Source organism: Isoptericola maris, from assembly GCF_048065335.1.
Taxonomy (GTDB): domain Bacteria; phylum Actinomycetota; class Actinomycetes; order Actinomycetales; family Cellulomonadaceae; genus Isoptericola; species Isoptericola rhizosphaerae.
This window is the reverse complement of the sequence record NZ_JBLUNY010000006.1, coordinates 66,954-78,794: the sequence shown is the minus strand read 5'-3', so window position 1 is coordinate 78,794 and position 11,841 is coordinate 66,954. Positions and strand designations below refer to the sequence as shown.

Annotated in this window: 10 protein-coding genes, 1 tRNA gene and 1 pseudogene; 5 read left to right on the top strand and 7 right to left on the bottom strand. The window is 72.0% G+C overall.

Features of this window, described 5'->3' with window-relative positions; genetic code table 11:
• Positions 1–108: 108 nt before the first annotated feature.
• Positions 109–182: transfer RNA gene (locus tag ACH5HR_RS10595), tRNA-Leu, on the top strand.
• A 112-nt stretch (positions 183–294) separates the two neighbouring features.
• The gene (locus ACH5HR_RS10590) at positions 295–666 is read left to right on the top strand and encodes a helix-turn-helix domain-containing protein (protein WP_416477766.1); all 372 of its coding nucleotides are present in this window, start codon (positions 295–297) and stop codon (positions 664–666) included.
• A 15-nt stretch (positions 667–681) separates the two neighbouring features.
• Here ACH5HR_RS10590 and ACH5HR_RS10585 read toward each other — a convergent pair whose 3' ends face one another.
• From ACH5HR_RS10585 to ACH5HR_RS10570, 4 genes and pseudogenes are all read right to left on the bottom strand, one after another.
• Entirely contained in the window at positions 682–1,296 is a 615-nt protein-coding gene (locus ACH5HR_RS10585; protein WP_416477765.1) for a ClpP family protease, read from the bottom strand.
• Positions 1,296–1,922 carry a ClpP family protease gene (locus tag ACH5HR_RS10580; RefSeq protein ID WP_416477764.1) on the bottom strand — a complete coding sequence of 209 codons (627 nt, stop codon included), beginning with the start codon at positions 1,920–1,922 and terminating at the stop codon, positions 1,296–1,298. Before ACH5HR_RS10580 ends, ACH5HR_RS10585 begins: the two co-directional genes overlap by 1 nt.
• Positions 1,923–1,970: 48 nt before the next feature.
• Positions 1,971–2,444: a LysR substrate-binding domain-containing protein gene (locus ACH5HR_RS10575; RefSeq protein ID WP_416477903.1), complete on the bottom strand. Its 474-nt coding sequence runs from the start codon at positions 2,442–2,444 to the stop codon at positions 1,971–1,973.
• A gap of 145 nt (positions 2,445–2,589) precedes the next feature.
• Positions 2,590–2,691 (bottom strand): annotated as a pseudogene (locus tag ACH5HR_RS10570) (LysR family transcriptional regulator); the annotation flags it as partial.
• Between the two features lie 71 nt (positions 2,692–2,762).
• Here ACH5HR_RS10570 and ACH5HR_RS10565 point away from each other — a divergent pair.
• Positions 2,763–3,662: an EamA family transporter gene (locus ACH5HR_RS10565; protein WP_416477763.1), complete on the top strand. Its 900-nt coding sequence runs from the start codon at positions 2,763–2,765 to the stop codon at positions 3,660–3,662.
• On the opposite strand, the gene ACH5HR_RS10560 is transcribed toward ACH5HR_RS10565, so the two are convergent.
• The 3 genes from ACH5HR_RS10560 to ACH5HR_RS10550 all read right to left on the bottom strand — a co-directional run bounded on the left by ACH5HR_RS10560 (position 3,639) and on the right by ACH5HR_RS10550 (position 7,203).
• A complete protein-coding gene (locus ACH5HR_RS10560; RefSeq protein WP_416477762.1) occupies positions 3,639–4,292 on the bottom strand; it encodes a helix-turn-helix domain-containing protein in 654 nt (217 codons plus the stop codon). The two genes, ACH5HR_RS10565 and ACH5HR_RS10560, sit on opposite strands and share 24 nt — an antisense overlap.
• A 24-nt stretch (positions 4,293–4,316) precedes the next feature.
• On the bottom strand, positions 4,317–4,562 hold the full coding sequence (locus tag ACH5HR_RS10555; RefSeq protein ID WP_416477761.1) for a hypothetical protein: 246 nt from the start codon (positions 4,560–4,562) through the stop codon (positions 4,317–4,319).
• Positions 4,563–4,737: 175 nt separating this feature from the next.
• On the bottom strand, positions 4,738–7,203 hold the full coding sequence (locus ACH5HR_RS10550; RefSeq protein WP_416477760.1) for a hypothetical protein: 2,466 nt from the start codon (positions 7,201–7,203) through the stop codon (positions 4,738–4,740).
• Positions 7,204–7,442: 239 nt separating this feature from the next.
• On the opposite strand from ACH5HR_RS10550, the gene ACH5HR_RS10545 reads away from it, so the two are divergent.
• Positions 7,443–10,757: an efflux RND transporter permease subunit gene (locus tag ACH5HR_RS10545; protein ID WP_416477759.1), complete on the top strand. Its 3,315-nt coding sequence runs from the start codon at positions 7,443–7,445 to the stop codon at positions 10,755–10,757.
• A 151-nt stretch (positions 10,758–10,908) separates the two neighbouring features.
• Entirely contained in the window at positions 10,909–11,733 is an 825-nt protein-coding gene (locus ACH5HR_RS10540; protein WP_402377577.1) for a Bax inhibitor-1/YccA family protein, read from the top strand.
• Positions 11,734–11,841: the final 108 nt, after the last annotated feature.

The window sequence follows — 11,841 nt, the reverse complement described above, 5'->3', positions numbered from 1 at the left end:
GGGGGGGGGGGGGGGGGGGGGCCCCGCCCGGGGGGGGGGGGGCCGGGGGCGGGGGGGGGGGGGGGGGGGGGCCCCCCGCCCCCCCCCCCGTTCGCGTCTCCGGCACCCGCCCCCGTAGCCCAACTGGTAGAGGCAGCCGGCTTAAACCCGGTCCAGTCCCGGTTCGAACCCGGGCGGGGGCACCTCACGCGCCACCGCCGGGCCCGCCGTACCCGTTCTGCCCGTGGCAGAACCGGCGCCCGGACGGCGCGCGCACCCCGCAGGCACGCGCCCGTCCGGAGTAGCGTCGTCGTCATGACGGGCGACGACCGGCACGAGCCGCTGCTGAGACACCTGGTCGGGGCGATCCTGCGGCGTGCCCGACGGCGGCAGGAACGCACGCTGCAGGAGGTCGCCTCGGCAGCACGCATGTCGACGGCCTACCTGTCCGAGATCGAACGGGGCCGCAAGGAGCCGTCGTCGGAGGTGCTCGCCGCGGTGTGCCACGCCCTCGACCTGCGCCTGGTCGACCTGGTCGCCGACGCCCATGCCTCGCTCGCCGCGGCGTCGGAGCCGGTGCGGGTCCTGACCTCGACGACGACGACGTCGGCCCGGCACGTCCGGGCGGTCGGCGCGCCGGGTATCGGCTCGCCGACCACGAGCGACGTGGTGGCCCTCGCCGCCTGACCTCGTCCACGACGCTCACGCGGCGAGCCTCCCAGGGCCGAGCTTGCGGGACGTCACGACGGCGTCGGCCACGCCGTACTCGACGGCCTCGGCCGCGGTGAGGATCAGATCACGGTCGGTGTCCTGGCGCAGCTGCGCCGCCGACCGGCCGGTGTGCCGGGCGAGGAGCGTCTCCGTCTCGTCCCGCAGCCGCTGGATCTCCCGCGCCTGGATCGCCAGGTCGGAGACGGTGCCCTGGCTCTGCCCGGACGGCTGGTGCAGCAGCACGCGGGAGTGCTCGAGCACGGTCCTCTTGCCCGGTGTCCCGGCGGCGAGCAGCACGGCCGCCGCCGACGCCGCCTGGCCCATGCACGTGGTGGCCACGTCGCAGCGCACGAACTGCATCGTGTCGTAGATCGCCGTCATGGCCGTCGCGGAGCCACCGGGGGAGTTGATGTACAGGTCGATGCCCGTGTCGGGGGACTCCGACTCCAGGTGCAGCAGCTGGGCCATCACGACGTTGGCGACGCCGTCGTCGACCTCGGTGCCGAGAAAGATGATGCGGTCGCGCAGCAGGCGGCTGAACACGTCGGAGGCACGCTCGCCGAGCGGGGTGCGCTCGATGACGCTGGGGATGGTGTAGCTCGACATCACAGGCCCACCTTCCGGCCCGGAGCCATGGGTCGGACGTCGTCGACGGACTCGACGACGCGGTCGACGAACCCGTACTCGACGGCCTCGGTCGCCGTGAACCAGCGGTCCCGGTCAGCGTCCTCGGTGATCTGCGCGAGGGTGCGGCCGGTGTGCTGCGCGGTGAGCTCGGCCATCACCCGCTTGGTGTGCTCGAGGTTCTCGGCCTGGATCGCGATGTCGATCGCCGTCCCGCCGATGCCGGCCGACGGCTGGTGCATGAGCACGCGGGTGTGCGGTAGGACGTAGCGCTTGCCGGGCGTCCCCCCGGTGAGCAGGAACTGGCCCATGCTGGCGGCGAACCCGACGCCGACGGTGACGACGTCGTTGGGCAGCAGTCGCATCGTGTCGTACATGCCGAGGCCTGCGGTCACGGAGCCGCCGGGGGAGTTGACGAACAGGGCGACGTCCGCCGCGGGGTCCTCGGCGGACAGCAGCAGGAGCTGGGCGCAGACGCGGGTGGCGACGGCGTCGTCGATCTCGGTGCCGATGACGACGATGCGCTGGTGCAGCAGTCGCGCGGCGAGCTGGTCGTCGAACGGTGCGGGGGGCGGCGGGTTCTCCGAGCGGAGCGTGGTGGTGGTCATGGCTCCACCGTGAGCCGCCGGTGCCGCCGGGGGAACGGTGATCTGCCGTCAGCGCATCCGCTCCTGGCAGATCGCCGTGCCGCCGCCCGGGTCTGCCGGGTCGGCGTGATGGCGCCGCGCGGTGGCCGCGGCCGCGCGGACGACGGCGTCGAGCACCTGGCGCACGGCCCGCCGTCGGGCACGGTCCGGCCGCAGCACGGCGGAGACGTGCCGGTTCGCCGGGATGCCGGTGAGGGGGCGCAGGGTGAGCCGGTCGCCCACCGGGGTGGTGAAGCGGGGGAGGACCGCCAGGCGGTCGCCGGCCGCCACCAGTGCCTCGACGAGCCGGTTGTCGACGACGCGTTGCCGGACGTCGAGCCGGGTGCCGGTGGCCTGCTCGATGCTCTGCAGGACGGTGTCGAAGGGGTAGCCGTGCGGCACGCCGATCCACGCGGACTCGGTCACGTCGGTGACGTCGACCGTCGCCCGCGCCGCGAGCGGGTGGGCTGTGGACATGGCGACGTCGAGCGGCTCGACGGCCACCGGCACGACGACGAGCCCGTCCGTCCGCACCGGTCGCCGGCTCGTGAAGCTGTGCGCGAGGACGATGTCGTGGTCCGCCGTCAGGGCGCCGGCCGGAGGGCTCGACCAGCGCGGCGCCCAGCTCGCGCTGCGCGGTGCGGAGCTGCTGCGAGACGGCGGACGGCGTGCGGTGCGTCGCGGCCGCGACGGCGGAGACGCTGCCGCGGTCCGCCAGCTCGCGCAGGAGCTCGAGGTGTCGGACGTCCATGTAGGCAGCCCACCGAGCAGGTGCAGAACATTTCGCTTGTCCTTCATCGAGGCTGGCCGGACGATGGCCGCATGTCGTTCCGACACTGTCTGCTCGCCGCCTCGGTCGCCGTCATGTGGGGGCTGAACTTCTTGGCCATCGACGCGTCGCTCGGGCACTTCCCGCCGATGTTCCTCGTGGCGCTGCGCTTCGCGCTGATCGCCGTGCCGACGCTGTTCCTGGTGCCGCGCCCCCGGGTGCCCGTCCGGTGGCTGATCGGCTACGGCGTCGGGTTCGGCATCCTGCAGTTCACGTTCCTCTACTGGGGGATGGCCGTCGGGATGCCGGCGGGCCTGGCGTCGCTGGTGCTGCAGGCGTCGGGGCCGTTCACGGTGGTGCTCGGGGCGGCGTTCCTGCGCGAACGAGTCGGCTCTCGCCAGGTGGTCGGCATCCTCGTCGCCATCGCGGGCCTCACGGTGGTCGGCTGGCAGCAGGCGCAGACGGCGGCGCTCCTGCCGTTCCTGCTGACGCTCGCCGGCGCGCTGGGCTGGGCGGTCGGCAACATCTCCAACCGGCAGGCGCGGCCGCAGAACCCGCTGCACCTGACGCTGTGGATGTCGGTGGTGCCGCCGGTGCCGATGCTGGCGGTCGCGCTGGTGGTCGAGGGGCCGGCCGAGATCCTGAGGTCTGTGACGTCGTTCGACGACCCCGGCGCCGTCGGGGCGCTCGTCGGGCTCGCCTACACGGTGGTGGTCGGCACGGTCCTGGGCTCCGGGGTCTGGACGTGGCTGATGGCCCGGCACCCCGCCGGGGTGGTGGCGCCCTTCTCGATGCTGGTTCCCGTGGTGGGAATGACGGCGGCGTGGGTCGTGCTCGGCGAGGTGGTCAGCGTCCCGGAGCTGAGCGGTGCGGTCCTCGTGGTGGTCGGGGTGCTGTGGGGCGGAGCGCGGCGGCGGGAACGGTTCTCCTCAGGCGCGGTCGTCGCGGGCTGACGCCCTGCGGTCGAGCGCTGCGCTCACCACCGGGAACGCGTTGAAGTGGACCTGCACGGGGACTGCGCCGGGCACGTCCTCCTGGTCCTTCAGCGCCGCCAGCTGCTCGTCGATGACGGCGGTCACCGCGTCGATCATGCGGGCGAGCTGTTCCGCGGTGGCGAACATGTTGGAGGTCATGAGCGTGACGGAGTCCTTCCACTCCGCGAGCCCGGTCCGTTCGGTCTCGATGTCCATGGCGTGGAGGAGCTGCCAGATCTTCTCCTGGCGGCCCCGCTCGAACTCGGCGTTCACCAGCGTCTTGGTGGTCCGCAGCCCGGCGTCGTCCTCGTCCTCCGGGCCGATCGAGAAGCCGCCGGGGGCCGCCTCCCACCAGCGCTCGCGGGCGGTGCCCCGGCCCTCGACCTCGCGGACGAAGTCGTGCTTGGCGAGTTGTCGCAGGTGGTAGCTGGTCGAGCCGCTCGACTCACCGAGCAGCTCGGCCAGACCGGTGGCCGTGAGGGCTCCGTGCACCTGCAGCAGGTCGAGGATCCGGACGCGCAGCGGGTGCGAGAGTCCTCGCAGTCGGGTGGCATCCAGCTTCTCGGGTCGCCGAGCCTGCTGGTCCGGGGCCTCGGGGCGCTCGCTCATGGCCACGACGGTACAGCGAGGCGGTCAGCGCAGCCCCAGCGGGTTGGTCTGGGCGGCGTTGTCACGCATGTGCTCGTCCGCGCGGCGCCGTGCCTCGGCGGCGTGGCGGCGATCCCGGGCGGCAGCGCGTGCGCCGGGCGTGCCCGTGGACGCCGCCGTGCGAGGTGCCGTCGCAGCCCGGGTGGCAGCCGTCGTTCGAGGCTGACGCTGGAAGATCCGGTCCAGGAGCTGACGGGCGGTTCGGGTAGGGGTGGTCACGGCGATCGGCATGAAGGGCTCCTGGGAGGGCTGACGAGCTGGCGAACAATCACCAACATAGCGCTGCAAAGAGTCCTTGGCAACGCTATCTTTGCAAACGTTCGTCGGGACATTTCTGCGAGCGCGCGAAAGGCCCGTGCCCGGCGGCGTGACGCCGTCGGGCACGGGCCTGATGGCCGGGGATCGGTCAGTGACGACGCCGCAGGCGCACTCCTGCCCAGGTCAAGGCCGTACCGAACAGGAGGAGCATTGCCGTGAGCGGCAGCAGCACGCCACCGTCGAACCCCGTGCTGACGAGCGCGGGATGGGCCGCCTGGTACGTGGGGCCCTGCGGGTCACGGTGCGGGGCGTCGCCCGGTGGGACGTCACCGGGGGAGGGGCCGGAGGCGTCGTCGCCGTCTCCGTCTCCGCCTCCGCCTCCGTCGCCGTCGCCGTCGCCATCGCCGCCTCCGTCACCGTCGCCGCCTCCGTCATCGTCCGACGGCGGGTCGTCGGGATCGTCCGGGCCGGGATCGGCCGGCTCCTGGAACGTGCCGCCGCCGAGCCACGCCGTCGGGGTGTCGTCGGTGGCGAGGGTGGTGACCTCGTCCGGGTCCTGGAGCCTCGCCGGGAGCGTGGTGGCCGCGAAGCGTGCGGAGTCGACGGTGTCGGGGAGCCGCGGGTGCTCCTCCTCGAACCGTTCCGCGGGCATCGACTCGCGGGGGGCCTCGTCGAGGATCACCCCGCCCATGATCTCGAGGAACCACTCCTGTTCCCCGTGCGTCCACTCGTAGCGGTAGAGGGGCGTCTCCAGGCGCTCCATGTACTCGTCGTAGATCTCCTGGGGGTCCCACTCGGTGCGCGCGGGCCAGGCGGAGACGTCACCCGAACCGATGACGTCGTGGAACGCTCCGGGCCGTTCGGCGTCGCGGGTCCTGATCCACTCGGCGGCGACCCTCGCCGTGTACACGCGGCGCAGGTCCGCGTACTCAGGATCGTTGTTCACCGCCTCCTCGAGGATCGGTGCGTACGTGTCCGCGAGGAGCTCGTTGTTCCGGTCGACGACGTCCTGCGGGGCATCGGCGCAGAGATCCTCGCCGGGGTGCTCGTAGTCGAGCTCGATCGGCTCGATCTGTGCTCGCAAGGGCGCGTCGACGATGTACAGGTCGTCGCCGTCCTCGCGGACGGTCGCGGGCTCCGGATCCACCCAGAACCGGTAGGCGTCGTGGCAGACGAGCCCGTCGTCCGTCCGCTCGAGCGAGTCCCAGAACTCGGAGCCGACCTCCGTCTCCGGGTCCAGCTGCTCGGAGAGGGTGCGCTTGAACGCGAGGTCCGCCTCCAGCAGCACCCGGCCGGCGTCCGTCGTGGCGAACTGCTCGTCGATGATCGTCTCGGGCTCGTCCGGGTTGAGGTTCACCCAGAACTGGCTCGGATCGAGCGCCAGCCAGGTGAACAGGGCGTCGGACGACAGGTTGAGCGCGGACTCCCCGCCGAATCCGGGTTCCGCGTCCTCGGGGAGCTCGTCCGCCGCGAAGGAGTAGCCGAAGTCGTCGTTCTCCGGGTCGTCCGAGATGTACCGCAGCTCCAGCGACGTCCAGTCGACGCCCCCGGGACGGAACCCGCGGAAGCCGCCGAGGCGCCGTCCGTCCTGCCCGAGCCTCTGGTTGGCCTGCCGGATCTGGTTCGCCTCCGCCTGGTCGCGGCCCGACCGGAGGGCGAGGTTCTTGGCCGGTCCGCGGGTCGACCGCTCCGGGCAGGCCGTCGCCAGGGTGGTGAGCTTCGCGGGGTTCGCCGGGACCGCGCACCGTGGGTTCATCGTGTTGCTCGGCGACTTGGGCGGGTTCGTCGGCACCGCCGTCGAGCGCATCACGGTGTACCGGATCCCGTACTGCCGCAGCAGTCGGATCTGCCCCGGCTTCGGGTCCTGGCTGAACACGTAGGCGACGCGCCATCCCTGCCGCTGCAGCGCGCGGTCGGCCCGGAGCTGTTCGAGCTTGAGCTGCGAGCTCCCGGACTTCAGCTCGTAGGCGAGCTTGTGCTTGCGGTTCGCGGCGTCGTAGCGGCGGTCCTCCCGGACCGAGGTGTCCTCGCACATCCACTCGGCACCGCCGAGCTTGAGCCGTCTGGCGACGTTGCGGTGGAACCCGTCACCGCGGGCGTCCGCCGACTGGTTCGGGATGTACTGGTTCACCCAGCTCCGCCAGCTGAGCTGTCCGGACCCGTTCTGCAGGTAGTAGTTCCAGCGGCGGACCAGGCGGTCGTAGGTGCCCACCGGGTGGTTCTTGTAGTCGGTCCCGACCTTCTCGAGCTCCTCGGCCGACGGCGCCTTGCCGTCGTCCGCATACTCGCGCAGCTTCTCGGCCGGGTTCTCGTACTCGTAGTCGGCGATCCTCTCGGTGTGCCCGTCGGGCAGGCCGTCGTCCGGGCCGGGCAGCTCCGTGAGGTCCGCGATGCCCTCGATGCCCTCGATCAGCTCGTCGCACCGCACGTCGAAGCGCGGCGCCGACACCGCCTCCTCGGCCGGGAGCCACGTCGCGGACGCGCCGACGAAGGCGAGGGACGCGGTGGTGACCACGGCGACGAGGCGTGCCACGGTACGGCGCCATCGCCGGCCGGCCTCCCTCCGGGCGTGCTCGTCGGCAGCGGCGGGCTGCGAGTGCACCGGTGAGCTCACGTCAGATCCTCCGATCGGTCCGGCGAGCAACCTTGCTCTGCCGAGGGCCTCGGGATGACACCGCGAAACACGTTAGAGGGCATCACCAGGGAGTGCAGGCAGCATGAACTTGCATGGACCTGGGGGCACGGACCGGCCGGGAACTCTCGGCGAGTAGGCTCCGTTGTGCAGCCGTACGATGCCGCCGTCGTGCACCTCCCCTCACCGCCCCAGGAGTGTGTGTGTTCCGCCTTGCCCGCTTGTCCCTGGCCAACCGCGCCGTCGTGGCGCTCGCGACGATCGCGATCTTCGCGTTCGGCGCGCTGAGCCTGACGTCGTTGAAGCAGGAGCTCATCCCGTCGCTCGAGCTGCCGGCGGGAGCCGTGGTCGCCGTCTACCCCGGCGCGTCGCCCGAGGTGGTGGAGCAGAACGTCACCGAGCCGCTCGAGGCCGCCGCGCAGACGGTGGAGGGCATCGAGTCGCTCAGCTCGTCGGCGTCCACCGGCATGTCCATGACCACGGTGGAGTTCGAGTACGGCACCGACATGGACGCAGCGACGCAGCGGCTCACCACGGCCGTCACCCGCACCCAGTCGCAGCTCCCGGAGGACGTCGAGCCGCAGGTCATCACCGGTTCGCTCGACGACCTGCCCGTCATCCAGCTCGCCGCGGCGGGGTCGGACGACGTCGCCGCCCTCGCGGACGAGATCGACACGGTGCTCGTGCCCGAGCTGGAGCGGATCGACGACGTGCGCTCGGTGGCGGTCACCGGCGGCCAGGCCGACCAGGTGCTCATCGAGGTCGACCCGGCCGAGCTGGCGAAGGACGGCCTCGAGCTGACCCAGGTGACCGACGTCCTGGCGGACTACGGCGTGGTGGTCCCGGCGGGCACCATCACCGAGGACGACGCGACCTACTCCCTGCAGGCGGGCACCCGCGTCGAGAGCGTCGAGGACCTCGAGGAGGTCCCGCTCGTCCCGACGCCCACCGACCCCGGTGCGGGCGACCCCGGTGCCACCGTGCCGGACGACACCGCCGACGTGCCGCCGTCGGGCACCGGCACCGAGCCCGGCGCCGACGGCGAGGCGATCCCCGGCCAGGACGAGCTGTTGCCGGACGCCAACGCGCCCCCGGAGGTGCCGGAGCCCGTGCTGCTCGGCGACGTCGCCGAGATCAGCGTCGCGCCGACCGAGGCCGACTCCTTCTCCCGGCTGGACGGCGAGCCGTCGCTCGGCATCGCCATCACGAAGACCCCGCAGGGCAACACGGTCGACGTCTCGCACGCCGTCCAGCAGGTCATCGACGACAACGCCGCGGAGCTCGAGGACGCCGGCATCAGCACCGCCGTCGTGTTCGACCAGGCGCCCTTCATCGAGGAGTCCATCGAGGGCCTCGCGACCGAGGGCGGCCTGGGCCTGATCTTCGCGATCCTCATCATCCTGGTGTTCCTGCTGTCGGTGCGCTCGACGCTGGTCTCCGCCGTGTCGATCCCGCTGTCCCTGGCCACGGCATTCCTCGTCATGGACGTCACCGGCTACACGCTGAACATCCTCACGCTCGCCGCGCTGACCATCTCCATCGGCCGCGTGGTCGACGACGCGATCGTCGTCATCGAGAACATCAAGAGACACCTGTCCTACGGCGAGGACAAGCGCCAGGCGATCCTCACCGCCGTCGGCGAGGTCGCCGGGGCGATCTCCGCCTCGACCATCTGCACGGTGGCGGTGTTCCTGCCGCTGGGGCTCGTCGCGGGCATGACGGGCGAGCTGTTCCGGCCGTTCGCGTTCACCGTCGCCATCGCGATGCTCGCCTCGCTGCTCGTGGCGCTGACCATCGTGCCGGTGCTCGCCTACTGGTTCGTCAAGGCGCCCAAGGGCGCCGTCGAGTCGGAGGACGGCGGGCACGCGATCCGTGAGGCCGCCGAGGCCAAGGAACGCCGCGGCCTCTGGCAGCGTGCGTACGTCCCGAGCCTCGCCGCGTCGCTGCGGCACCCGTGGGTGTCGCTGGTCGTCGCCGTCGGCATCCTCGCCGGCACGCTCGCCCTCGTCCCGCGCCTGGAGACGAACTTCATCGGGGACTCCGGCCAGGACACGGTCTCGGTCACCCAGACCTTCACCGACACCGCGTCCCTCGAGGCGCAGGACGACGCCGCACGCGACATGGAGGAGGCGCTCGGCGACGTCGAGGGCATCGAGACCGTCCAGACCTCGGTGGGCGCCGGGGACGCCGGCGAGGCTGCGTTCTTCGGCGGCGGTTCCACACCGACCGCCACCTTCTCGATCACGCTCGACGAGGCGGCGGACCCTGTCGCCGTCCAGGCCGACGTCCGCGAGGCGGCCGAAGCGCTGGCCGGCGAGGGCCCGACGACGGAGGTCAGCGTCGCCGGGGGAGACTCCGGCTTCGGCTCCACCACCATCGACCTGGTGGTGCGTGCGCACGACACCGACGACCTCTCGACCGCGGCCGCCGCGGCGCAGGACGCGGTGACCGGGCTCGACGGCGTCGCGGAGGTCACGAACGACCTGGCCTCGGCGCAGCCGGTCCTGCAGGTCACGGTGGACCGCGAGGCGGCCGCCGAGGCGGGCCTGACCGAGACCCAGGTGGCCGGCATCGTCTCCGGCACGATGACCCCGGAGCAGACCGTCGGCGAGGTCGACCTCGGCGACGGTCCGGTGGACGCCGTCGTCGTCACCGGTGAGGCGCCGCAGTCGGTCGAGGAGGTCGAGGAGATCGAGGTTCCGACCGCCACCGGCACGGTGCCGCTGACGGACGTGGCCTCCGTCGACGAGGTCGAGACGCCGACGTCGATCAGCCGCGTCGACGGCGAGCGCTCGGCGACGGTGTCGATCACGCCGGAGAGCCAGGACCTCGGCACCCTGAGCACCGAGGTGGTCACCGCCGTCGACGGGCTCGACCTGCCGCCGGGGGCCACGGTCGAGATCGGGGGCGTCGCCGCGGACCAGGAGGAGGCCTTCGCCGACCTCGGGCTGGCGCTGCTCGCGGCGATCGCGATCGTCTACCTGATCATGGTCGCGACGTTCAAGTCGCTGGTCCAGCCGCTGATCCTGCTGGTCTCCGTGCCGCTGTCCGCGACCGGTGCGCTCGTCGCGCTGCTCGCCACGGACACGCCGCTCGGCGTGCCCGCGCTGATCGGTGTGCTGATGCTGGTGGGCATCGTGGTGTCGAACGCCATCGTGCTCATCGACCTCATCAACCAGTACCGGCTGCGTGGCCGGTCGCTGGACGAGGCGGTGCGCGAGGGCGCCCGGAAGAGGCTGCGGCCGATCGTCATGACGGCGCTGGCGACCATCGGTGCGCTCACGCCCATGGCCATCGGCGTCACCGGCGGTGGTGCGTTCATCTCGCAGCCGCTCGCGCTCGTGGTGATCGGCGGGCTCATCTCCTCGACCCTGCTCACCCTGCTCATCGTCCCGGTGCTGTACGTGCTGGTCGAGGGTCGCAAGGACCGCAAGGCGGCACGGCGTGAGCGGCGTGCCGAGAAGCGGAAGAGGAAGCAGAGGGAGAAGCAGGACCGGCGGGCTGCCGCGCAGGCAGCGAAGGCGTCCCGAGAATGACCGGATCTGATTCCGGACGGATCACAGACCGGTCGGGAACGTGTCGGCCGGGTCGTGCGTTGCCTAGGATGATGTCCACGGCCAGCGACCCGGCCCTACTCGAGCGACGACCCGTCGTCGGGCACCCGGCAGCCGCGACCAGGAGGAGCCCATGAGCAACCCCGTCTTCTCGAACAGCGCCGTCTTCGGCGAGCCTCGTCGCGGTGCCGGAGGTACCGCGACGGCGCCGGGCGGTCCGGCCGGCCAGGCCGGCCGTTTCGGCGCCCAGGCCGCCGACGCCGCGTCGCTGCAGAACATGTACAACGCGCCGTCGGCCTCACCGGTCGACACGAAGCGCCTGACCTACACCGACGTCATCATGAAGACGGCGGGGCTGCTCGCGCTGCTCGTGGTGGTCGGCGCGGCGACCTGGGCGATCGCCCCGGGCCTGTGGATCGTCGGCATGATCGTGGGCCTCGTGCTCGGTCTGGTCAACGCCTTCAAGAAGAACCCGAGCCCGGTGCTCATCACGCTCTACACCGTCGCACAGGGCGTGTTCCTCGGCGGGATCTCGGCGTTCTTCGAGACGGCCTACAACGGCATCGTGCCGCAGGCGATCCTGGCGACCCTGTCCGTCTTCGCGGCGGCGCTGGCACTGTTCAGCTCCGGCAAGATCCGGGTGACGCCCAAGTTCACGCGGTTCCTGCTGGTCGGCATGGTCGGCTACCTGGTGTTCTCCCTCGTCAACGTGGTCCTGACGTGGACCGGCGTGCTCGACGGTTGGGGCATGCGCTCCGGTGGCTGGGGCATCGCGATCGGCATCTTCGCGGTCATCCTCGCGACGATGTCGCTCATGGTCGACTTCGACTCCATCAAGCGCGGTGTCGAGAACGGCGTCCCGGCGAAGTTCGCCTGGTCGGCGGCCTTCGGCCTGCTGGTCACCCTCATCTGGCTCTACCTGGAGATCCTGCGCCTGCTCGCGATCTTCCGCGAGTGACGCCGTCGCGCCACGGCACGACCACGACGGCCGGCCACCCACGAACGGGTGGCCGGCCGTCGTCGTCCCCCCCCCCCCGGCGCACCCCGCGGGTGCCCGCCCGAAGCC